28 protein-coding genes and 2 pseudogenes are annotated in these 23258 nt (G+C 33.1%); 13 read left to right on the forward strand and 17 right to left on the reverse strand.

What is annotated here, in order from left to right:
• The first annotated feature begins 21 nt into the window (after positions 1-21).
• Complete coding sequence (locus MHH42_RS31930; RefSeq protein WP_340895746.1) at positions 22-441, forward strand: hypothetical protein; 420 nt, start codon at positions 22-24, stop codon at positions 439-441.
• Between the two features lie 50 nt (positions 442-491).
• On the opposite strand, the gene MHH42_RS31935 is transcribed toward MHH42_RS31930, so the two are convergent.
• Positions 492-1076: a hypothetical protein gene (locus MHH42_RS31935; protein ID WP_340895748.1), complete on the reverse strand. Its 585-nt coding sequence runs from the start codon at positions 1074-1076 to the stop codon at positions 492-494.
• Between the two features lie 494 nt (positions 1077-1570).
• Positions 1571-2041, reverse strand: coding sequence for an endonuclease domain-containing protein (locus tag MHH42_RS31940; protein WP_340895749.1), 471 nt, complete (start codon positions 2039-2041; stop codon positions 1571-1573).
• 379 nt (positions 2042-2420) lie between these two features.
• Here MHH42_RS31940 and MHH42_RS31945 point away from each other — a divergent pair, with 379 nt between their 5' ends.
• Positions 2421-2642, forward strand: a complete 222-nt coding sequence (locus MHH42_RS31945; protein WP_098829463.1) for a helix-turn-helix domain-containing protein — start codon at positions 2421-2423, stop codon at positions 2640-2642.
• Between the two features lie 28 nt (positions 2643-2670).
• Here the strand turns inward: MHH42_RS31945 and MHH42_RS31950 are convergent, their stop codons facing one another.
• Genes MHH42_RS31950 through MHH42_RS31965 form a run of 4 tightly spaced genes read right to left on the reverse strand, consistent with a single transcriptional unit; the run spans position 2671 to position 5234 of the window.
• The gene (locus MHH42_RS31950) at positions 2671-3324 is read right to left on the reverse strand and encodes a replication-relaxation family protein (protein WP_340895753.1); all 654 of its coding nucleotides are present in this window, start codon (positions 3322-3324) and stop codon (positions 2671-2673) included.
• Positions 3308-4471, reverse strand: a complete 1164-nt coding sequence (locus MHH42_RS31955; RefSeq protein ID WP_340895754.1) for an FtsK/SpoIIIE domain-containing protein — start codon at positions 4469-4471, stop codon at positions 3308-3310. Before MHH42_RS31955 ends, MHH42_RS31950 begins: the two co-directional genes overlap by 17 nt.
• Before the next feature lie 12 nt (positions 4472-4483).
• Positions 4484-4807, reverse strand: a complete 324-nt coding sequence (locus tag MHH42_RS31960) for a hypothetical protein (protein WP_340895755.1) — start codon at positions 4805-4807, stop codon at positions 4484-4486.
• 10 nt (positions 4808-4817) lie between these two features.
• Entirely contained in the window at positions 4818-5234 is a 417-nt protein-coding gene (locus MHH42_RS31965; RefSeq protein ID WP_340895757.1) for a hypothetical protein, read from the reverse strand.
• Positions 5235-5536: 302 nt separating this feature from the next.
• Between MHH42_RS31965 and MHH42_RS31970 the strand changes: the two genes are divergently transcribed.
• Both MHH42_RS31970 and hfq read left to right on the forward strand, forming a co-directional pair.
• A complete protein-coding gene (locus MHH42_RS31970; RefSeq protein WP_095022287.1) occupies positions 5537-6394 on the forward strand; it encodes a hypothetical protein in 858 nt (285 codons plus the stop codon).
• Positions 6394-6579, forward strand: coding sequence for an RNA chaperone Hfq (gene hfq, locus MHH42_RS31975; protein WP_172793968.1), 186 nt, complete (start codon positions 6394-6396; stop codon positions 6577-6579). Before MHH42_RS31970 ends, hfq begins: the two co-directional genes overlap by 1 nt.
• Positions 6580-7240: 661 nt before the next feature.
• Here hfq and MHH42_RS31980 read toward each other — a convergent pair.
• The gene (locus MHH42_RS31980; protein ID WP_340895760.1) at positions 7241-8359 is read right to left on the reverse strand and encodes an ETX/MTX2 family pore-forming toxin; all 1119 of its coding nucleotides are present in this window, start codon (positions 8357-8359) and stop codon (positions 7241-7243) included.
• Between the two features lie 525 nt (positions 8360-8884).
• Here MHH42_RS31980 and MHH42_RS31985 point away from each other — a divergent pair.
• The 3 genes from MHH42_RS31985 (at position 8885) to MHH42_RS31995 (ending at position 10263) form a co-directional block, all read left to right on the forward strand.
• Positions 8885-9487, forward strand: coding sequence for a DUF2975 domain-containing protein (locus MHH42_RS31985; RefSeq protein WP_340895761.1), 603 nt, complete (start codon positions 8885-8887; stop codon positions 9485-9487).
• Positions 9488-9509: 22 nt separating this feature from the next.
• Positions 9510-9743, forward strand: coding sequence for a helix-turn-helix domain-containing protein (locus tag MHH42_RS31990; protein ID WP_340895762.1), 234 nt, complete (start codon positions 9510-9512; stop codon positions 9741-9743).
• 349 nt (positions 9744-10092) lie between these two features.
• Positions 10093-10263 carry an aspartyl-phosphate phosphatase Spo0E family protein gene (locus MHH42_RS31995; RefSeq protein WP_340895763.1) on the forward strand — a complete coding sequence of 57 codons (171 nt, stop codon included), beginning with the start codon at positions 10093-10095 and terminating at the stop codon, positions 10261-10263.
• A gap of 579 nt (positions 10264-10842) precedes the next feature.
• On the opposite strand, the gene MHH42_RS32000 is transcribed toward MHH42_RS31995, so the two are convergent.
• The 6 genes from MHH42_RS32000 to MHH42_RS32025 form a co-directional block, all read right to left on the reverse strand.
• Positions 10843-11199: a hypothetical protein gene (locus MHH42_RS32000; RefSeq protein ID WP_088080436.1), complete on the reverse strand. Its 357-nt coding sequence runs from the start codon at positions 11197-11199 to the stop codon at positions 10843-10845.
• Between the two features lie 49 nt (positions 11200-11248).
• Positions 11249-11752 (reverse strand): hypothetical protein, encoded by a 504-nt coding sequence (locus MHH42_RS32005; protein WP_220779877.1) that lies wholly within the window; start codon positions 11750-11752, stop codon positions 11249-11251.
• A gap of 94 nt (positions 11753-11846) precedes the next feature.
• Positions 11847-11990, reverse strand: coding sequence for a hypothetical protein (locus MHH42_RS32010; RefSeq protein ID WP_000690451.1), 144 nt, complete (start codon positions 11988-11990; stop codon positions 11847-11849).
• A 15-nt stretch (positions 11991-12005) separates the two neighbouring features.
• A complete protein-coding gene (locus tag MHH42_RS32015; protein ID WP_335465048.1) occupies positions 12006-12224 on the reverse strand; it encodes a hypothetical protein in 219 nt (72 codons plus the stop codon).
• 171 nt (positions 12225-12395) lie between these two features.
• The gene (locus MHH42_RS32020; protein ID WP_340895765.1) at positions 12396-12638 is read right to left on the reverse strand and encodes a DUF3961 domain-containing protein; all 243 of its coding nucleotides are present in this window, start codon (positions 12636-12638) and stop codon (positions 12396-12398) included.
• A gap of 90 nt (positions 12639-12728) precedes the next feature.
• On the reverse strand, positions 12729-12896 hold the full coding sequence (locus MHH42_RS32025; RefSeq protein WP_001169068.1) for a hypothetical protein: 168 nt from the start codon (positions 12894-12896) through the stop codon (positions 12729-12731).
• Between the two features lie 213 nt (positions 12897-13109).
• Here MHH42_RS32025 and MHH42_RS32030 point away from each other — a divergent pair, with 213 nt between their 5' ends.
• Complete coding sequence (locus MHH42_RS32030; protein WP_340895766.1) at positions 13110-14066, forward strand: hypothetical protein; 957 nt, start codon at positions 13110-13112, stop codon at positions 14064-14066.
• Positions 14067-14155: 89 nt separating this feature from the next.
• Here the strand turns inward: MHH42_RS32030 and MHH42_RS32035 are convergent, their stop codons facing one another.
• The 4 genes from MHH42_RS32035 to alr form a co-directional block, all read right to left on the reverse strand.
• Positions 14156-14590 (reverse strand): NucA/NucB deoxyribonuclease domain-containing protein, encoded by a 435-nt coding sequence (locus MHH42_RS32035; protein ID WP_340895767.1) that lies wholly within the window; start codon positions 14588-14590, stop codon positions 14156-14158.
• Entirely contained in the window at positions 14580-14912 is a 333-nt protein-coding gene (locus MHH42_RS32040) for a hypothetical protein (RefSeq protein WP_340895768.1), read from the reverse strand. Before MHH42_RS32040 ends, MHH42_RS32035 begins: the two co-directional genes overlap by 11 nt.
• 92 nt (positions 14913-15004) lie before the next feature.
• Positions 15005-15691 (reverse strand): IS6 family transposase, encoded by a 687-nt coding sequence (locus tag MHH42_RS32045; protein ID WP_340895769.1) that lies wholly within the window; start codon positions 15689-15691, stop codon positions 15005-15007.
• Positions 15692-16186: 495 nt separating this feature from the next.
• The gene (gene alr / locus MHH42_RS32050) at positions 16187-17326 is read right to left on the reverse strand and encodes an alanine racemase (protein WP_340895771.1); all 1140 of its coding nucleotides are present in this window, start codon (positions 17324-17326) and stop codon (positions 16187-16189) included.
• A 779-nt stretch (positions 17327-18105) separates the two neighbouring features.
• Here alr and MHH42_RS32055 point away from each other — a divergent pair.
• The 5 genes and pseudogenes from MHH42_RS32055 (at position 18106) to ald (ending at position 22960) form a co-directional block, all read left to right on the forward strand.
• Positions 18106-19344: a cytochrome P450 family protein gene (locus MHH42_RS32055; RefSeq protein ID WP_340895773.1), complete on the forward strand. Its 1239-nt coding sequence runs from the start codon at positions 18106-18108 to the stop codon at positions 19342-19344.
• A 149-nt stretch (positions 19345-19493) separates the two neighbouring features.
• Positions 19494-19994 (forward strand): annotated as a pseudogene (locus MHH42_RS32060) (IS6 family transposase); the annotation flags it as partial.
• A 75-nt stretch (positions 19995-20069) separates the two neighbouring features.
• Positions 20070-20288 (forward strand): annotated as a pseudogene (locus MHH42_RS32065) (recombinase family protein); the annotation flags it as partial.
• A gap of 209 nt (positions 20289-20497) precedes the next feature.
• Positions 20498-21721, forward strand: coding sequence for a PucR family transcriptional regulator (locus tag MHH42_RS32070; RefSeq protein ID WP_340895776.1), 1224 nt, complete (start codon positions 20498-20500; stop codon positions 21719-21721).
• Positions 21722-21850: 129 nt separating this feature from the next.
• The gene (gene ald, locus MHH42_RS32075; protein WP_340895777.1) at positions 21851-22960 is read left to right on the forward strand and encodes an alanine dehydrogenase; all 1110 of its coding nucleotides are present in this window, start codon (positions 21851-21853) and stop codon (positions 22958-22960) included.
• The last annotated feature ends 298 nt before the right edge of the window (positions 22961-23258 follow it).

Raw genomic sequence — 23258 nt, forward strand, 5'->3', positions numbered from 1 at the left:
CCAGAAAGGAGGAGCCGCATTATGGGACGTACTAAAAAGACCGAGAAACAAACAGTCTTTGGGCTTCGAACAGATCACATGAGCGAAGAAGTTTATAATCACCTTGAGCAAAAAGCCCGCTCAAAAAAGCTTGCAACTTATATTATTCAATTAGTTGAACAAGACTTAACACAAAAAGAGCCCTTTGATGCAAAAAAAGAACTTTTAAAAGTCTCAAAAAATCAAGAACAAATGATGAACGCTATAAAACAAATTACACAAACCATTTCAGATCTCCAGGTGGCTCCTGTATCTGCTGTTCTTATGCAAAACGATGAGAATACCCATAATTCTTTGGCAGACGATTTATTAAAAGACGTAGGTCAAATGGGACAATTAATCACTAATACCAACATTACAGGATCATTAGATGAAGACGATTTAGAATATCCAGATTTCTAAAACAAAAAGAGTTGCCCGTATAAGAGCAACTCTTTTTGTTTTGTATAAACTTAAAATATCCCAAATAGTTTCTTCCTTTTGGGTTCTTGATTAGAAATATCAGCTTTAGCGTTGAGTTTTTCTAATTCCGTCATAATAAGATCAAGTTTCTTTTCTAATTCCTGATTTTTTTTACGCTCCGCTTCAAGCTCTTGTTTAAATAAATCATTGCTTTGACGTTCAATTTCAAGTTCTTTTCGAAAACCTATAAATTCAGTCTTGATATCTTCTAAGAAATTTCTAATTTCACTCGATATGGATTGTAGCGCGTATTGCTCTTCTTCACTCTGAGACCTTGTCACAGCAACTTCCGAACGCGCTACACCCTGTGTCGCACGAGATTGCTGTGTCATCAACACGCTAACAGCGTGATTCAATGAAACCTTAGTTTTTTCTCTAATCTCTTTTAGAGTATTAAAAACTGTCACATCATCGGCATGATACAGTCTTGTATCGCCATCTTTATTAAACTCATAGCCTTGTTTTTCGAGTTCTAAGCTATATTTTCTGATTGTACTTTCTGCTAGATTGGTGATACGGGAGACATCTATTGTTTTTAAATACACTTCACTTACAACATCATCTCTGCTCTCCATTCAACCACCTCCATTATAGTATCGCTACACCCTTAACATAGTATCATTTTACTAATCCTTAATACCCATTGTACACTTTTTATCCTGCTTAAAAACAAGAATTTTTCATCCTTCAATTTCCGCTTAATATTTGCAAGGGAATCCCATCATGGTTCGCATTCTTTGCTATTAGTCTTTGCTTTAGTGACTCGGCGTACCTGTATCAATTCTATAGCACATAGTAATTTTAATTCTTGGTATGGGGATCCCTAATTCCATTTCATTAATTTGTTAATCATTAAATACCTTTTTCTGTCTTCCTATTACTTTAGTTTCCCTCTTAATACCATGCATTCACCTCGTGCTATAGCAGTGATATACTCTTAAAACGAGATTTTGATGAAATGCGTGAATCACAAAGACTTATAGCATCCACTCAAGAACAAAAACAAGGATTCTGGTCTAGGCTCTTTTCAAAAAATAAAGACGTGTGATGTAACTTTCATCATACGTCTTTATTCCTGTTCTAACATAACAAAATCGGTTTCTTTAGAAGGTTCTATCCCTAATTCATTTAATGTTGCCACCAACAAAAGTATTTGTTTTTCAAACCTATTATTTAATGCAATGTCAGTAATACGAATTACTTTCCATCCGTTTGTTTTCATGTATTTATCCCGTCTACTGTCTCGTTTGACTCCTTCTGGTGTTCGATGAAAAGGTCCATCAATTTCTACGTCTATTTTTAAACCATTTGGAGAAAAAAACGCAAAATCTAACTTAAAACGTTTATTCGGTACTTTATATTGCACAATTGGATAATAACCTTTGAAGCGCAATGCATCATATACTCTCTTCTCTAATTTGTTAGAGCATTTCGCCCGTTGTGAATCAGTATTGGGATCATAAGTAGATGAAGGAGTGAGAATTTGTGCTAAAAGAAAAAATATAATTGTGCAACCTAATACAACCAATAAACCTATCATTTTTTCCACTCCAATAACAATTTTGAGTCAATGCCCAAAACGTAATATGCCCAAAGTCTTTCTATTTATTCCTTTTCCATTTACTTATCTTATACGAGTAAAACAAAACAGTCCTTTTTCATATTCTCTAGACACAGATTAAGTTAAATTTCTTTGGAAAGTGCTTTGCAAAGATTTGTTGTATGATGCGTAAGTCAAATCTTTGCATTGTATGTATACCTCATTCCAAGTGAAATTATCAATAAATCGTTCGTGTAAATACTCTATGAATCTCGTTCTCTTGTATCTTACTTAAATTTAAGTTGAATTGAATTGTATATGAATTTAACTTCCTGTCCATAATTGTAAATAAAAAAATAAGGACAGGAGAGTGAGATAAATGTTTTTCCGCAAAAATAGGACTAAATTAAAAAAATGGTTAGATCGGCAAGGAATTGAACAACAGGAACTAGCCAAAAAGTCGAAGGTTTCTGTTCAAACCATCAGTAAAGCATGTAGAGATACAGATTATATCCCCAAACCTGAAATCATGAAAAAACTATTAAATGCTATTAGAAAAGTTGATCCTTACGCTAAAAGCAATGACTTTTGGGATATGTAAAAAGCACAAGAAACAGTATCTTGTGCTTTCATAATTTTGCTTTGACTGAACCTATTTGAACCGAAATGCCTTTAGGTTGCTGTACTTGTGTAAGAAAATGTGGAATAGAGGGCGCTTGAAAAATACGGAAATTAGAACTAGAGATTGAATATTTGAGATCAGTAAGGATTAAAAGTGAGGGAAATACCATATTATGTTTCGGTTGCCAGGATTCTTTTTTCCATTCCATGCTACGAAAATACGATTCATAACGTTTTATTTTCGTTTGGATCGTAGCCTTATTATAGATGGAGTTCTGGACTTCTATAAAAAATGGACTTTTACGCCAAATGGTAAATATATCGGGTTCCATATAACCTTTCTTATACTTAGGTTCTACTTGAAATATCTTCGGACTTTCAGTTCGTAATAACTGCTTATATACATCTACAATCGCTAAAAAATGACGTATCTTTTGGCTTCCTTTACGAATGGTATTTGGATAAGGAAAATACACGTATGGACGTTGTGATGTATCTACATCAATATATCCTTCGCGGCTTAATCGCTTTGTAACAGTATTACAGCATGTTACTGCATTTTTCACATTTCTAAAGTGAAGATCAATAATATCATCACGCGACATACATCTAAATTGCTGTAAATGGTCTATAATTTGCTTATCTCTATTCGTTAACATCATCTAACACCCCAAAGATTTTATCTTCTTGATGCTCCTGTTCTTCCTTCTTTACACTTTGCTCTTTAGATAAACGATACGGTTCTATTATTTCTTTTGCCTGATCCAATGCCAAAAAAGGAGCCTGCACCTTTTTTAAACCATCTAATTTTAAAATCATTTGGCCCGATTGACTTAAATTTTCTGATCCAGGCGTCCCCACAATATTACTGTTAATTAAGTCTGCACATTTAAAGCCCATTCTTACCGTCAAATTGAGCTTTAACTTACCATCAAGTATTTTTGCATCTGGACGTTGCATACTTAGCATGAGGAAGATACCAAGCGATCTGCCGACAGCTGATATTTTTTCTATTATGGTGACACATTCCTTTTCGTCCTGTAGCATTGCTACTTCATCAATAGCAATAAAAATATAGGGTAAAGGTTTATCTTTTGTCATTTGATTGTATTCATCAATATGACCCAGCTCATATTCTTCCATTACCTTTCTTCTATGCAATACCTCTTTCCATAATTTTGATAACATACTTGTCATTTCATGTTCTTCCATGCAAACATACTTTACGTGCTTCACTCTTCTTAAAAAATGAAACTCTGAATTTTTTAAGTCCCCCAGGTACAAATGTAAATGCCCTGGTGACATATGTTGGATTAATGTGGCTAAAATCACACGCACCATACTACTTTTTCCGCTTCCTGTTTCTCCCGCAATCAGTAAATGAGGTGTATTTGAATCAACCATATCATACACAATTGCATTTCCGAATTGATCCCGTCCTACTACCACAGGAAGACGATATTGTTTCAATAATGGTTGCCATTGTTTATAACTGTAATCGTAAGGCTGTAAACTTGCATTAGAATGAAATACATGTAGTACGAACTTCTTTATATCCCCCTCAATCATGAGATTTTTACCTAGTACCTGCTGAAAACAGAACCATTTCTTATGAATTTGAGCTGGATCAACGCCATTAGGTAGTGTAAAAGTGTACCGCACACTTTCCTTTCCTTCGTAAACATCATGAATCGTAGGATAAATGGGGAGCTTTCCACCTCGTGTAATGTGCTCATCGTATAGCTTCGCTTTCTTAAATACTTCTTCTAACTGATATTTATATTTTTTCTTTTTTAACCATCCTTTCATTGGTAACCCTCCTTATAACATGAGTAAAATGCGAATAAATACATAACCAATGAACCCCATTCCTCCAATTCTTACACCGTAATACAGACCATTAGAAAGGAGATTAGATACAAAAACATAATCATTTCGTACTAAGTATTTTTCCAACAAAACAGCTCCAATTGTAAGGCCGCCTACTATTCCCAGGGCTACATACGTATGAACCAGCGGTGATGACATATGAAAAAATGCAAGCGGGCTAATAGGGCCCATACTATATATTTTTATTTGCTTTTTCTTCTTATAAGATTGGTCCATAAAGGCTTGAAAAGAAATTGTTTCTTTTCGATTCAGCATGTTTTCCCTCCTAAAAAAAGAATATCGTTAACAAATTCGGTATCCAGTCCCATACAAAACATATACAATCTAACACCATATGAGAGGTATTCTTAATGAGTTCAAATGTATCAACAGGTACATTTGTTATGAAACTCGCAAGTTCATCTGGTAACTTTCGTATTTCTTGTGCTGTACTGTCCAATGGTTCGGTCACATACCAACTAATCCACCTATATAAGAAATCTGTTGTATCCGTTACACTCATTGCATTTTGATTGAGCGCATCCCACCCACACATAATTTCATTTGTTGAACTTCCACACCATTCTGTAATTTCTTTCACACTTCGAAATTGTGGACTAGGTATGTTGTTCCATCCTCTCGTTGGATCATCCCTCAAATAATATTTAATTTGATTACCGATAATTTCATAAGAATTATTCATTGTTCCCCCTCCTTTTTCTCATTCCGTTCCTCCTACTATAAACAAAACTCAAAATCCCCTAAAAACATGTGATAATCGAAGATTTCTTTTGATAGTGCTATCATGATAGATTCTTTGGTTATAAGGTTGATATCCGCTTTGGTAATTGCTTTGGTAAAGAATATGTATCGCTGATTGTCTGATATGCAATTTCAAACCTTGTCTTCACAAATAAACCTTGCTACCGTCCCAGTTCATAAACTTTAATGATACAATATAAGAGGAGTTTTAAATCAATTCAGAAAATAGAGGGGGAAACAGCTATGTCACTTTTACAGCAACATTTTGAAGAAAGAAGAGAATACATTTTCAATCGTCTTAAACAACCAGAATACATGGAAAGAAGCATAGAAAAAGTTCGACAAGCTCAAAAAGAGATCAAAAATACAGTGCGAACGATTAAAGATTTGTTACTCTTAGACAAAACAACTGATCCTTGTTTACCAGAGGTCGCTCAATTTTCTCTTCAACACATTACAAATTCAGAGTCGTTTGAGAATGTCAAAAACCTTGTTCCATCCTCTATAAAAAAGTTAAGTGAAGAAGAACGCGCAAAAGTATTAGATGAAACATTAAGCGTAGCAAACCAAGTCATGAATTTAGAGCGTACTGTATTTATCATGATGTTTAATGCAAAAGAAAAAATCCTTATGGATTCTTATCAGAAAAAACGTAGATCACAAACAGAACTTCATTATGATGTTGCTGACAAAGAAGGGTTTGACAAAGCGTTTTATGAAGCGCGTATTGATTCATTACGAAATGACATTCGTGTAATATCTTTCAAAAAGCTATGTGAAAATGAACCCGCACCAGAAGACTTAGAACTATTCAAACAACGCTATGAAACAATTGTTTTACCAAAAATACAAGAAATTGTTTCCCTAATTGAACCAAGTTTAATAGATATAGACGTATTTTTAAATCCAGTAATCCAATATGGTGTAGGAGAAATCACTTTAGATGAAATGATTCAAAAACTACACAAAAACCTTTCTCTATTTCACGAATTATCAAAGGTTGAATATTGCCCAACGGTAGAGCTAACAGTAAAAGAATATGTATTCTTAGAAGCTATGAACCGTTCTAAAAAAGGAGAGGAGTTGCAACCGTCTAAATGATGTATACACAAGAAAAGTTTTATGAAAATCTTATAGAAGAAAAGAAAGAAGTGACAATTTTTCTAATAAACGGTGTCAGAGTACCTGGAAAAATTATCGCTGTTGATAAATTTTCGGTACTAGTTTTAAGCAATGGAAAGCAACAGTTCATTTATAAACAAGCAATTTCAACGGTTTCTTTATAAACACAAAACACAAAAATCTTACAATTATAATATTTTTATCCTTTCGAATATATCCACTTTAAAAATTTACATACGTAATGTACTGTAGATATAAGAGTTAGTTTTTTTCCTTTAGAGCAAGGCTGGTTTCAGCCTTGTTTTTTGTTTGTAATTTTTGGGATACATTTTTTTAAGATTCTATGTATAAGAGATCACCATATCATTTCGGGAAAATTTGTACGTTTAGACACAATTTTTACATAAGTTAACATAACACTACTTCTCGATATTCAATGTATCTAATTTTCTTTAGCCTTATGGCGATGTTGCCGTACCCCTATAAGAAAAATAAGCTCATATTATTAAAAGATGTACAAGAACTATTATGATTCAAAATCTCATTAATCGAGGAAATAAAAATAAAGAACAATACCTACTTGCAAGATTCAAAGAATAAAAGAAAATGGTTTTCATAAAGTATTAAAAGTGGGAACATCTAACATTTATATTATAAATCTTAATTTAATATAGACAGGTTATAATTCTAAAAAGAAATTTATTAAATTTGATGAGAGTTTTTCCTTCAGTTCCTTTATCTATGCACCGAAACGAAAATGCCCAATAAACTTTGTTACGGACAAAGTTTATTGGGCATTTTATAGTTTATTTTTCTAGTTTTTTCTTAAAGAGATTTATCCTGTGCTTTTGCTTCATATTTTTCATATGACATTGTTTGTGTTGGTTTTTCTTGATTGAATGGAATAAATTCCGCTTGTGCCGCTGTATTATAACCCATTTCTCCTGTATAGTTAAAAGTTACGTTTTTCACTAAGACTTTTTTACCATTGTCATCAAAACTTAAATATGTTGGTAATGCATATGGTGAGTTTTTGAAAATAGTATATATATCTTGTGAAGTTAGAGTAACTTCTTCAGTATGAGCTACAGTGTTAGAATTATTATTCTTAACTATAGGTAATTTCAATTTTAGATCAGTTAAAGCCGCATCAGTTTGGAATGATCCTGAAAACTTCGCTTTTCCAACCCTAGTAAAATAATTCGTTGTTCCGCCTGAGGCAGCAAGTACTTCTTGTGCCTTAAATGTAACCGTCTCTTCATTAGTAACAGTATTTGTATCTGTATGTGAAAAATTAAATTCAGCACTAGCTTTAAATGATTGTTTAGCTGAAGCTACAAGAGCATCAACTTTAAATTCAGTGTTAGACTCAAATCCTAATTTAAATCCATATTGGTTTGTCGCAGTAACAGTATCTATACGCTTGACTGATTTTTCTGTTGTATACTGTTTTTGTGTGAGAGGAGTGTCATTCCTATAACTTAATAGCTCAATTTTACCCGCTTCTACTTCAGTAACTGTAGTTGGATTAACCGTAATATTTGTTCCAATACTTGAAGCAGTCACCTTACTTAATTGATCTCTTAAACCATAATCAATAGCAGGGTACTTTGTACCATTGAAAGTAGTTTCACCTTGTTCTCTTTGTACCGATTCATCATCTGCTAATTTAAATTTCTGACGTAATTCAGGTGAACGTTCAATACCTTTGAGTATCCTGTTGTATAAAGCCTTTGTTATGTTTTCTGTAGAGTAAGTACTACCCTCATCCAATTGAATATAAGCTACTGGTGCTGCATCTGCATGAGATGCAGTTGGCAAAGTAACAACTCCTGTTCCTAGCATACATGCGAGTGGAGCAACCATTAACAATTTTTTATAGCGTTTCATTTTTTTCTCTCCTGTTAAAATTCCATTAGTTTTCTCAATTTTCTGCTTTTTCATAACATACCTCTCTTTAAATAGATTGATAAACTATACATAATGCCATACTTTAAAACTCTTACCTAAGGCCTAACATTAAAAATAAACAATGAAAATAGATTTTATTCTTTTATCTCATAAGATGTAAGAATCTTATGTCCATATTAAAACATTAAATTTTCAACGCGTAAATAGTAGAATTTTGTCGATTACATTTACTAATTCTATTATCACGAACTAAAATGAGAGAAAATATTATACTGATAAAACACTATTTTAATAGCATTTAATTAACGAAAATACTTATAACTTGATATATCTAGCTAAAAAATAACTATTTTAATTTGGAAGAAGAATAAATCCGATTTTAATATTGTTAATATAATTTAATCATGCTCTGTATATTGATTCCCTTTATTTGGATATGTAAAATTACATATCAATTAGTTAATGTTTATCATTATGTTATTAGCAATAAACATTAACCGTATAATGATAAACAACGAAAATGGTGCTATATTAATAAAAAAGAAATGGAGTGAAAATATGAATCAATCTAAGGATTTTATTGGTTTTGAAAAAACAATAAAATTGTTTCAAGGTTTATTTAACATTTTTTATTGGACAGTAATTATTGGAATGTTTTTGGTTTTAGGTATGATGATTGGAGGAATATTAGTTCAACCCCATACCTTACTTGACATTTTAACTGCAAAAGGCGGTACTATTTATTTAAGCTTTAATGATTCTTCTTATAAAGTTGATGTAAATCATATTCAAGACACACAAATTAGGACATTGATTATAAATGCTTGTATAATAGGTGAAGTAATCCTAACAATATTATTATTCCTTACTGTACAGATAAAAAGAATTTTACAGTTTACAAGAAATAAACAACCCTTTTCTAAAAGTTGTATTAAACACATCCAATATTTGGCTTATGGAGTTATTATTTATAGTTTTATCGTCGGATTACTAATGAATATTTTGGGTTTTTTATTTGTAAGAACACTTCATTTGTCTGAAACTGTAATTTCTCTTAATTTTAATTTTGAAATGATGATAATGGGATTTCTTCTTTTATTTTTGTCTCATATTTTTAAATATGGTGCATATTTGCAAAAAGAATATGATTCTACTTTGTAAGTTTTACGAGAGGTGCTATTTTATGGCTATTATTACACGATTGGATCGGGTATTAGCAGATAGGAAAATGCAATTGGGAGAATTAGCCGATGCTGTGGGAATATCTGTAGTCAATTTATCCAATCTAAAAACAGGTAAAGTAAAAGCTGTTCGCTTTTCTACACTTGATGCAATTTGTAGGGTTTTAAACTGTCAACCTGGAGATATCTTAGAATATACACATTCTGAAAATGATGAATATTTACGAAAAAATTAAACTATAGTTTTTTTCCTGTTCAATATATTTATGGTAAGGCATTTATAATTCCTGTTGAAAAGTAATCTGTAATCCCATTAAAATACGTGGGATTACGAGTGTAGATTCAAAAAGAGATAAAACACCTTAAACAGTGTTCTTATCTCTTTTTATTTTATAGGTGGCATCATACATGTCTATCAACATAAGTAATTCATTGTTACCCAAAACTAAAAAAATGAGCTGAATTCTCAAAATAAAAAACTGTCGAGAAAGAGAATTTTCATTTAGGGTGTACTTCAAAACCTTGGCTTGGTGACCCCTATAAAGGAGTTTAAAGGAAAAAGTGGATATGTGATTATTACATGACATGATCGAAGATCAAAAAAAAGAATTGAGCTATCTTGTAAAAAAATATGGATTTAGCCATAAAAAAGTAATTGATTTTAGTCAAAAATTAGACCTATTAATTTATGAAGCAATGGGAAAATATCGATTAAATCAAAAAATGAAGATAAAAAAAGAATCCTTAATTCAATAAGGATTCATAACAGGAAGATAAGAGACAGATATAGAAATAAAAAGAATTAATTATATTATAATTCAAAAATATGAAAAGCCATATTGAGAAAAAACTTTAGATTGAATTTTCTGATTAATTGTTTTAAAATAAAAACGGGTTGTAGTAACAAGCTGTCATTAAACCCCTTACACCAAATAAATTGTCCTTTTTTATGTAGATAGGCTCTCTTGCTTTTCTTGCATGAGAGCCTATCTACATTCGGGAACTACCTTTCATTATTATAAAGAAAGAATCCATATAAAACCAATAGGTTTTTTGATATTAAAACGCTACATTTTCTATATTCTATGGTAAAATTAGTGATTGAGGGTACATTTTTTCAAGAGAAAAAGGCAAACAATATAAATACTTTCTGAAAGTGTTCAATTCAAGTTCAACAAAAAGCATTTGTTATTCTATAACAAATGCTTTTTGACAAATTACATTCTTTTTTATAACATAAAAAAGGAATTGAGTGTACGAGACTCAATTCCTTAGGTGAAGTCATTTGCCAACGAATACCTGGTGAAAGAATCCTTCTTTTATGATTGGATTCTTTTACTTTGTTTTGAGCATGAAATGTAATACTGTATATGCCATTTTTCTTGTTGAGCATCCTCGTTTGAGTGCCAATTGTTGTAAGAGTTTTTGCTGAAATGGTGATAATTCAATTTCTACAAAATGCTGAAAAGCATGAGATTGCCTTACAGGTATATCCTCCATATAGATATAGTCTAAACCTTCTGTTACTAACTCCGATGCAATTTGATCTAAATTTTCGTTATACAATGCGAACTCTTCCAATCTTTCATGCAAATGTGGTTCTAATGAAATTAATAACTTCTTATTATTTTTTCGGAATTTCTGTTTCTGGCCTTTCCAGTAATTTTGCTCTTGCATAACTGCATGTAACATTTTAATTCCCCCTATTTATAATTTGTATTTCTCCCTTAAAATCAAATCCCTACTTCTTGTTTCTTACAGTATCAACAGCGGCTAAACAAGCGGCTATCCCAAGACGCTTTTCGCTATATATTTTCTTGTTTACTGTTAGGTACCAGCACCCATTTTCTTTTACGCTCAATAGATCGTCATATTGCCGCCCTAATTTTTCAAGAATAAAAGTGGATTCCTCAACAGGATTGAAATATTCAATCGGCATTCTAATAAATGGCGTACGATTCTTACCCCAATATGTACCGCATGTTTCTAGCCCCAAAAACTCTTTTGCAATGACATAATCTAGCCTTTCTGTTGCAACAGATAAATCATGATATGGTATCCACCAATTAGAATCACTCATAGCCACAAACTCTTTTGCAATACTGTTGTATAGAATTTGACAAATACTAATCCCTTCAAAATCATCTTGTGTGACAACAAAATCAGACTGTCTTAATTTGTGCCCGTTTTTATCCGTTGTACCAATTTCAAACTCTTCACTTTTCAACAATTGGACTGTTTTCATCACATTAAGTTCCCCCTTTATTTCTTAAATGAACATGCTAAAATATTTTTGAAGGCATCTTATTTCTTGTGCCTTTCACCAATACGATCACTCATCACACTTCCCCTTTCTGTTGCTTTATAGCAATGGAAAGGGATTGTTTTGTAAAGCGGCTTTTACTCTCTTGCATAGCATTTTGAAGCAATTTCAACTTTGTTTCTTTGCAAAGAACTCTCCATACAGATACACCGATTTTCATTTTCTTGCCTCCCTTTTATACTTCTTCTCCACACTCATGACAAACCGTTATAGATTCATCTGTTCCCAGGATTTCGATTGTTTGATTATCTCCATGCCTACAAGAAATTTCTTTGCCTTCTATTTGTTTTTTTATGTGAATTACAACTTCTTCAATGCAGTAATAACATAGTCTTCCTAATGCAAATCCTTCCGCGGCAATCTTTCCACACGCTCTACATTTGTAATCTTCCATGTGATTGCTCCTTTCTCTCTTAAAGGACTAATTCACTAAGCTGACAGCAATCAACGCACTAATTAAGATCAAACCAATAAATTGCATGGTATTCTTTATTGATTGAATCAATGTTTATCTCCTTTCTAGAGGGATTATTTTAAAATACCCTTTCTTCTATATGGCTTCCCTCTAAAATCCATATACGATACCCGAAAATAAGTAGGTGAAAAGCATCATAAAAATTGAGGTTGCAAAGAAACCATAAAACCAAATCTGATCGGAAACATTCTCTTCAATACCAAAATAACGATTTAACTTTTTGTAATTTTCTGAAATAAATAAGTAAAATTTTTTGGAGGATTTAAATTTGTGGTGGGGTTGTGTTAAAATTAACTCACCACTTTCGATTTTTAAAAAGGGTTTTGTCAACACAATTCATCCTTTCTTGAATCAAAGTTTATAGGTTTTGAAAAAGTCCTTACTAAGTTGGCAGACCTGGGAAGGGCTTTTTCTTATACACTTTTACTTTTTTAATTCTTTTAGCGTTACATCCCTGAAAAACTGTGAATAGGATTTTTCGCTATCTTCAATACGTTTCCAGGCTTCTTCTGGTAAAGTGATGGAAACTTTTTTAGTAATTCCAAGAGATGGGCGACCAGCGCCTTCTCTTTTACCTCCATGTTTTTGCATTTTAGCTCCTTTCTTGATTTAAGTTACCTTTATTTTAACGAATTAAGTTACCTAAATCAAGTGTTTCTCTGGAAATTAATATTTATTTTTTTCGACAATAGGTAAGTATTAAACACCCTTTAAAACAGCTGTTTTTTTAAATAATCCATTATCTTCCTTGAAATATTTGATACTATAAAATAAAGAACACTCAATTTATATAGGAGGGTTAAAATGGGAATTAAAATGTCTAGTGCTTATCATCCTTTTTTAAATAGAATTGTCGGGATTGATGAGATTCAAGAAAACGAAGCCTTACAAACTGATTTATATTGTACTGATGAAAATTGTCGTAAACAACTTAGTTTTGTGGATGAGTTCGAACGTAAATATAATGACAAAACAATAAAAGTAAGAGCATTTCTTCGCTTAGCTGGTAAAGAAAAACATATTGAAACTTGCCAATTCAACACTGCTGGTCAAGTTAAAGTAATTGCAAGAAGTGCAGAAGACTTAATAACTAGCTTAGAAAATGGAAAGTATGAATTTAGACTACATGTTATTAAAAACGCTTTACAAAAAAAGAAAAACAGCTCTGTAGCTAGTGGTGTTTTAGTACCAACAGGTGCCAAACAAAAGAATCCTCAAAAAGTTTATGAAAATAAAGGGAAGCTCTCTTCCTACCTTGCATCTATGAAAAAAATTATGCAGTTACGTACTCAACTTGAAGATCAAGACAGAGAATTACGTAATCTTGTAGTATTAAAATTTCATAACAAAAAGATTGATTGGAATAAATTTTTTTATGATACCGAGAATTTTAGGGAGGCTTTCGACTACCTTTCTAAATTCCCAAATCATCCCATTTGCCTTCATGGTCGAATTAGATCAATAAACAAACCAACTGAAACATTCCCATACCATAGCATTTCACTTTATTCTCCTTGGATTGAAAAAGCAGATACAGATAATATAAAGCGAATTCCTTCAGTTTCTATTACGATTTATAATAAATCACTTGTTGAGGAAGTTATGCAAAAGTTTGAAGACGGGATTAAACATATAGCTATTTTTTCCGATATAAATTATAAAGCTTCAAAAATAGTAATAGATGAGAAGAAACAAGAAAAACTTCAATATTTAAATTTGCAAGGAAAGTTAAACCGCCAAAAACAAATCCATATGTATTAAGTTGATCGAAACTTTTATTAAAGACCCCTACAATTAATTCTGTAAATAGGGGTCTTTAATATTATATCCATTGCAATCAATCTTCTAATTTACTTTACAACAATTTTCACTTTTGCCCCGTCTGGTAATTTATCCACTTTATTACCTATATATGAGCCTGCGCCGCGATTATCAGCTGGTTTTATATATTTTATATCAGCCCCTTTACCGCCTTCACGACAAAGGGCCATAGGATATTCATCTCGATCATATCCTTTTTTCGTTGGAACATTTGCTAATGATTGTTTTCTCCTTTCCGCCGCTCCATCCCGATCAATTGTACAAATATCTGTCTTGCCATTTGCAATCGCATCTTTAATATGTGACGCTGTTTCTGGATACTTATTTGATGGAAACTCTATAACTTGCGCAACATCTTGTGATCCACTTGTTTGTTTTATATTATTTGAATCTTGAATTGCCGAACATCCCGAAAATAATACTCCCATCATTAAAAAACTACTTACAATCTCCTTAATTTTCATTGTACTCCCCCTTTGTATTTATTAATTTAATATCTTCTGTTGCTTTCATATAAGGCCTATTCCCATCAAATAAAACATTATCAGACCACTTAATATCTACTGTTTCATAAAAATGTTCTAATTCAGCAGGAGTTAAAAGTGAAATCAAAAAACATAACTCTTCTTCAACTAATAATAAAGTGAAATTAACATGTACTTTTTTAAAAGCATTATTAGATTTTTGTTTAGAATAATGCATATAATACCCTGCCACCGTGTAAAGACGCTCTTGGAATTTATCACTTGCTTTAATATTAGAAAAAGCTTCATATTGCTCTGACATAAAAACATCCTTTCTTGCTATGTTTATCTTTTAAAAGGTTTTGTTGCAAAGTTTCTTAACAGACAAAAAGGTAAGTTATGTACAATTAAATTTTATACAATAGCAAGTAATCGCTGTAATTCATCGTACGTTGAAAAAACGAAGTTTGGTCGCAAACTTCGTTTTCGTTTATATATAGCATGAATTGTTTCGATTCCTTTCAAGGTACGTGAAGCATGGCGAAGACTTTGAAATCCTGCGGATTTAGCTAGACGTCGCTTTATATGTCTATGATCCTGTTCAATAAGATTGTTTAAATATTTGATTGTACAATGGATTGTAGTTTGATAAAATCCTTGTCTTCTTAATTTGTTAAATGCGCAAAGTAACGCCGGTGCTTTATCTGTAGTGAGAACCGTTGGTTCTCCAAACACTTTTACTAGCCTTTTCATAAAGGTATATGCTGCCTGATGATTTCGCTTTTTACGAAGTTGAATATCTAAGGTGTACCCCTCTTTATCAATCGCACGATAAAGGTAACACCATTCTCCTTTGACTTTAATATAGGTCTCATCCAATTTCCAAGATCGTTGCACATGCTTATTTTTCTTTTTCCAAATCTGATAGATCAAAGTCCCATACTCATGAACCCAGCGCATAATCGTTGTAGGATGAACAGAAATACCACGTTCTTTTAAAATTTCAGAGACATCACGATAGCTTAAAGAAAAACGACAATAGTAGCCGACGGCTACTAAAATAATATCTTTCTTGAACTGTTTCCCTTTAAAACATCGCATTTGTGATTCTCCTTACTCTTTTTTCTAGAGTGTAGTCTCATTCGGAAAACTTTGCAACAGAACCCAAAATGGTATCTTAAATAGATAAAAAATGTACATCAAATTTTACAGAAGAAAACAACTTTAATAAAGATAAGCTATTTTCTTCTACAGGGTACAGTAAAGAAAGAGTGGAGAAGCAACAAACATATCAATCAATAAGTTAAGAAATCCAAAACTCAAAATTCAGAAAAATAATCTTGTTAAAATTTTGCTTTCTCTTTCTTTGTGGTCCCATTTTAATATTGAAGAGGAAATAAAACAACAAAAAACTCCTATTGCCGAAGGACAAGTTCAACAACCATAATGAATTGGCCACGAATTGTGGCCTTTTTTATTATGGTTGTTGTATCATGAAAAAATTCAAATACTACAGTTGTATGAAACATAGGCCATTACACAAATAGTGCTTCATCCGAAGGAATATAGTCTGAAAATGACTGCAAAGAGTTTTTGCTATTGTGATTTTACATAAATTCTCGGCACCCGCTTTCCAATCAAACAAACCACTTCGTAATTAATAGTCCCTATCAACCTTGCAATCTCGTCTACAGATTGAAACGAAGAGCCATTATATCCAAAAATAGTTACTTCATCACCAACACGGCAGCCTTCAATATCCGTCACTTCAATCATCGACTGATCCATGCACACACGCCCGACAATAGGGGATAACTGCTCATGCGTTAAAACCATTCCCTGGTTGGAAAGAAGGCGTGAAAGACCATCCGCATAACCGAGTGGAAGTGTTGCGATAAGACTTTCTCTTTCGGGTTTATACGTACAGCCGTAGCTGATTGATTGAAAGGCGGGAATAGTTTTCAGAGTTGCGATTTCCGTTTTGAAATTTATAGCTTGCTTAAGTTTGATAGGATGCCCTTTAAACGTTTCATTAGGGTATAAGCCATATAAAGCAATACCGATCCGCACCATATCCAGATGCATGTCAGGAAAATTCATTGTTCCAGCACTGTTGCAACAATGCCTGATTGGCACATGAATATTGTTGCTTTTTAAGAATTCAATTACATCCAAAAAGCTCTGAAACTGTATGTATGTATAGGTAGGGTCTTTACTGTCCGCATTCGCAAAGTGCGTGAATATGCCCTCAAGATATACAGAAGGAGAGGTAACCGCCTTTTGTGCAAGTTCCAAAACTTCTTCCGCAGAAGTAATTCCAATTCTGGACATGCCTGTATCAACTTTTAAATGAATAGAAGCTGTTTTTTGTAATACAGAAGATTGGATGATAATTTCATCCAATACTTCGTGGGAGAATACGGTTAGCGCAATGTCTTCCGTAACCGCTTTTTTAACCGAGCGCACTGGCGTATACCCTAAAACAAGAATCGGATTAGAGATACCCGCATTCCGCAGCTGCAGAGCTTCATCTAAAAGAGCGACACCCAAATAATCCACTCCTGCTTGTATGAGGAAGCTCGCAATTTCAACTGCGCCATGTCCGTAACCGTCCGCTTTGACGACAGCCATGATTTTCCTTTGGTCCTTTACATATCTCCTGAATTGTAAAAAATTGTGATGGATGTTGTCCATTAAAATTTCTACCCATGTGTCACGATAACTATTCCGTTTCATGTACCCATCTCCTTTGTATGCCCCTCCTCAGAATCTGCTCTTAAGAGGAGATTGCTTCATAAATGAGATAACCCCTGTATGTGTAAGCACAACTCGATTTCCGTTGTTTATTATTTTCCTCGGTACCTAAATAACCATTAGATTTTCTCCCACTTAATATTCGTTGATTTATTTTGTTATAACCAAAGTATAGAATGTTCAAAATTTTTCTTCATTGTTCAGAAAGGAAAAAAACGGATTATCTTTTTGTTGAAACTCACAAAGGAGGGGGCAATATCAAAAATAGAAAATGGTACCTTTATAAACGATCGTTCACTTTTCCTAATGACGAAGAGGTTATGACAGTTAAATTTTCTAATTAGCACTGACTCATATATCTTATTTCATAGAAAAATATAGTCTTGTCATGAGATAAACACCTTTAAATATTTATATAAGAGGGATTTTCCCCATTCAAGTAAGGGGGAAATTCACGGGTTTTTGGCATGTCGCAAGTCGAACCACCTAAATCAACTATTCTACTCGGTACTTTTATGATACTAGGAGAGGGGTTTTCATTAGGATATATTTTATGCTAATTATAATTAATTGCACTTTTAAAACATTAGTATATATTAATTACATTAAAGTAGGTAAATATCTAAGGATTAAATTATTTATTTCACCAAGTAAAGTAATATTTTATCGGAATATTCTTATCTTTATTAAAGTGACATGGGTTATAATGCAAATTAGGTGCTGCAGCTACCTAGATATTTATAAAGATGGAGGTAATATAGATGTCTTCAAAAAACGAGCTGAATCTCAAGTTATCATCAGAATCACAATTATCTTCTCCTATATTTAAACAGGAATCATATGATATATATAAAGAATTGCGCGAATTTCGCCCTGTTTATCCTTTATCTTCCGGAGAAAAGAGTCAAAGTTGGTTGATTACGAGATATGAGGACGCAGTCTCATTATTGAAAGATGCCAGATTAATGAAAAATATTGAAAACGTATTCGATAACAAAGAAGAAGTGGACGTACCTATTTCATTAGAGAATAGGGAACTGTTAAGAAATCATATGTTGAACTCAGATCCTCCTGATCACAACCGTCTACGATTACTTGCTCAAAAGGCATTTACCCCTAAGATGATCATACAACTTGAAGGCCAAATTCAATATATTGCTGATACTTTATTAAGTAAAGTAGAACATAATAATTCTATAAACCTTGTAAGTGATTATGCTTTCCCTTTACCTATTATGGTGATTAGTGAAATGTTGGGTGTACCTCTTGAAGATCAGCATAAATTTAGAGTTTGGTCACAGGCAATTATTAGTACTCCACATACGTTAGAAGACATGCAGACAAATAATCAAGAATTAGGAGAATTTGCTGAATATATACAGCATTTAGTTAATAAAAAAAGAGAAAAACCTGCTGACGATTTAATCAGTTCACTAATACAGGCGGAAAGTGAAGGAACGAAATTAAATGTATCTGAGTTATATTCGACAATCACGTTGCTTATTGTTGCTGGACATGAAACAACGGTGAATTTAATTACAAATATGACATTGGCCCTGCTGGAGCACCCAGATCAGTTACAAAAACTTCGTCAAAATCTTAATTTAATCGATTTTGCAATTGAAGAGGCATTACGGTTTTATAGCCCTGTTGAATTAACGACTTTACGTTGGACAGCAGAACCATTTACAATGCATGGACAAGATATTCAATCAAAAGATAGGATTATTATATCAGTAGCATCTTCTAATCGTGATGAAAGGGTATTCCCAGAGGCGGATGTATTTGATATTACAAGAAAAAATAATCGTCATATTGCATTTGGTCATGGTAGTCACTTTTGTCTTGGTGCACCACTCGCTCGTTTAGAAGCAAAAGTTGCAATTTCTACACTTTTACACCGTTTGCCAAACATACAGATACAAGGTGAAAGAGAGCAAATAAGATGGAAAGAAAACTATCTAATGAGGTCATTAGAAGAATTGCCTCTAAAGTTTTAAATCATAAAGTGGTCAATAAAAAGGGTTATTTATCTTAAATAGGTGAGAATACTCCCACCTTAAGGAATGTGAAGGACGTAGCCCAATGGGTGGGAGATGAATCGCCTTCGGACACGGATTACAAACACAATATACCGAATTGTTTCGGTGTTCATCCAACAACAATCATGCGTTAGGCTCATGAATATGGCAGTCTGATCTATCAAATCTGAAAAAAGAAAAACAAAACTGCCCACCATGCTTGGCATTTAGATGAGACTTACATTAAAGTGAAAGGTGAATGGCGATATCTATATCGTGCCGTTGATAGCGATGGACATACGCTTGATTTCCAACTTCGAAAAACACGCGATCATCAAGCAGCTTATATGTTTATGAAGCGACTTATCAAAGCTTTTGGAGAACCAACGATTCTTACTACAGACAAGGCGCCTGCCTTACTTTGTGCGTTCAAAAAGATGAAAAGGGATCATCGACATGTAAAACGGTGCTTTTCTAAACCTTCTGAATTCCACAGTATCCGTCATGCTTCACGAATGCTAAAAGGGATTGAAACGATTCATGCTATATATAAACGAGACCGCAGTTTACAGCCAAACTGCGTTTTTTCGACGTACAAGGAATTACACAAATTATTAGTCACTGCCTAAATGGTTCTCCTCATTCAACAATATCTGTTTCTACTTTTTTAACATCGCAACAGAACCTTAGAGTAAGTAGTAAAAATCAATAGTGGAAAAGATTTTAAACGTCCTGAATATCAACTTATGAAGCGTATGCTGAGCAATGGAGATGTTTTATATATTCAATCACTAGATCGTTTGAGAAGAAATAAACAAATGATTTTAGACGAAAGGCAAGAATTAATTAAGGGAAAAATTGGAGAGGATATACAAAATATGAATACATACTTAAGAAAAATTACAATAATAAGTGGTCTCATTGCATAACAGTGGATTCCTAATGAAATCTTTAAATTTTTTCCAAATTTGATTATATTTGCACCAGAACTATTTCAATCTTTATATAATTTATTTGTTTGCACAGGATTAATAAAATTATGATATCATTTTGTTAATTTACAAGAAGGATATTTTTCTTACAGTGAATACGAAAATTTATATTAACTTAGGATGGAGGAACCTTGACATATATGAAACATGATTCTTTTAGAGTTACCTTCGATAGTTTGGAGGAATTTGCTGATATAGTTAGTGAGATTTTGCAATGCCCGATTACTATTGAGGATGTAAATCATCGCCTTCTCGCATATAGTACCCATGATGAAAGGACAGACCCAGCGAGAATTGGTACTATTATGGGGCGTCGCGTACCTGAAAAAGTAATCAATAACCTGTGGAAAGAGGGAATTATTCCCGATTTATTAAAAAGTCAGGAGCCTATTCGTGTAAAAAAAATCGATGATATTGGTCTCGGTAATAGAGTCGCGATATCTATTTGGAACAAAGAAGACGTTTTAGGATTCATTTGGGCTTTAGAAATTGAAAAATCTTTAACTGAACAAGATTGCCTCTTGCTAAAGAAATACGCGGAGGCCGTAAAGAGTAAGCTGTTGCAACTTCAAGCCCGAAAAAACCAAAAAGAAGAACGATCGCAAGAATTTTTTTGGAAATTGCTAACGAATCATATGCAGTTAAACGCAGAAGTTTTGGAGAATTTCTACCAGCTCCAAATAACTCCAGCATCCTTATTTACTGTCGCCGTATTCCATTTTGAACAAAAAATCACAAATGAAAGAGAAAAACAAATTTCTTATTTGTTAAAAACAAGTCAACATTTGAAAGTTTTACTTTATACAATTGATCGTAATCAATTGATTCTTCTTACTTCATTGGATAATGTGAAGCGTCCTTTTCATGAAATCAATGATTTTGCGGATAGTTTTGTGCATAAAATGGAAAAGCGATATGGTATTAAATCTATCAAGCCAGCATTTAGCAGTATATATAGTGACTACCAAAAAATCAGTAAAGCTTACAAAGAGACACTAACAGTTTTATCTATTAAAGAAAAATTCCCTTCTGATACTTTAAATATTCACATTTACCAAAATATGGGTATATATCAATTGATTGATCTTTTACTTGAGAAGAGAAAACATGAAGAGTATGAAAACCAGACGTTGCAAAAGCTGTATGAATATGACCATAAGCATAATTGCAACCTTGTTGAAACGTTGGAAACTTATTTAAATAAAGACGGTAATATTAGCGAGGTAGTTAAAGCTTTGAATATTCATGCTAATACACTTAGCTATAGACTTAAGCGTATTTATGAAATTAGTGAGATTGATTTAAAAGATCCAAACCAAAAAATGATTCTGTACTTGGATCTCAAGTTAAAAAAATTTATGTAACAGCATTCTTTTGTGGAATTCCACAAAAGGATGCTGTATTTTTGTTTTTTCTCAACAATGAAAAGACATTTTTAATACTCTATACTTAAAATATGGTAGCTAAAAGATTAAGTAATGGGAGGAAATTTTATGATTATTGGTGTACCAAAGGAAATAAAAAATAATGAAAACCGTGTCGCGCTTACGCCTGCAGGAGTTATTCCGTTTGTGAAAGCTGGTCATAAGGTATTAGTCGAAAAAAATGCTGGTGTTGGTAGCGGCTTTAGTAATGTCGACTATGTATATGCTGGTGCTTTAATTGTTGATAATGCTACTGAAGTGTGGAATCATTCAGAAATGATTATGAAAGTAAAAGAACCTCTTACCAGCGAATATATCCACTTTCGCCCAGGCTTAATTTTATTTACATACTTACATTTGGCTGCTGAACCTAATTTAGCTCAGGCCCTTAAAGATAAAAGAGTTACCGCCATTGCATACGAAACAGTAGAAGTAAACCATACACGGCCTCTTCTTACACCAATGAGTGAGGTGGCTGGACGCATGTCTGTCCAAATAGGAGCACAATTTCTACAAAAGTCAAACGGTGGCAAAGGTATTCTTCTTGCAGGAGTACCTGGTGTAAATCGTGGTAAAATTGCCATCATCGGTGGGGGAATCGTCGGTACAAATGCTGCGAAGATGGCGATTGGCCTTGGGGCAGACGTAACAATCATTGATTTAAATGCAGACCGTTTGCGCCAACTAGATGACATTTTTGGTACACAAATCAAAACATTGATGTCCAATCCATTCAACATTGCGGAAACAGTAAAAGAAGCAGACCTTTTAATTAGTGCCGTATTAATTCCTGGTGCTAAAGCTCCTAAACTTGTCACGGAAGAAATGGTAAAAACAATGAAGCCTGGTTCTGTAATCGTGGATGTAGCAATTGATCAAGGTGGAGCTGTAGAAACATGTGACCATGTAACAACACATGATAACCCAACTTTTGAAAAATATGGGGTGCTTCACTATTCTGTTGCGAACATGCCTGGTGCAGTTCCAAGAACATCCACTATTGCTTTAACAAATGTAACAATTCCATATGCATTACAAATCGCAAACAAAGGTGTACAAACAGCAATACGCCAAAATGAAGCTTTAAAACTTGGCGTAAACACGTTGAACGGCGAAATTACATGTGAAGCGGTTGCCAAGGAACTGGGTTACAATTGTACCTCTATAGATGATTTTTAATTGAAATGTAAATAATTACAACTTTTGTGTATAAAATTTACAAATAAATATTGTGAGTTTTTAGGGTAATAAAAGAGATGGACGATTGAATTGTGGGACCGTTCAGATATAACATGAATGATAAATTTTAGGTATCTCTAATATGAAATCATTCTCTTAAGCTGCTGGTTTCATGTTAGAGAGAAAGTATACTATTATACGTCTGTCAAAAGATTGGATAAACTTATTATCCAATCTTCTTGTGTTACCCCAAAATTAAAAATACAACCGGAATCGTTATCATGTTTGTTGGAATAGC

Origin of the sequence: Bacillus sp. FSL L8-0099 (assembly GCF_038006385.1) — a bacterium.
Classification (GTDB): Bacteria; Bacillota; Bacilli; order Bacillales; family Bacillaceae_G; genus Bacillus_A; species Bacillus_A toyonensis.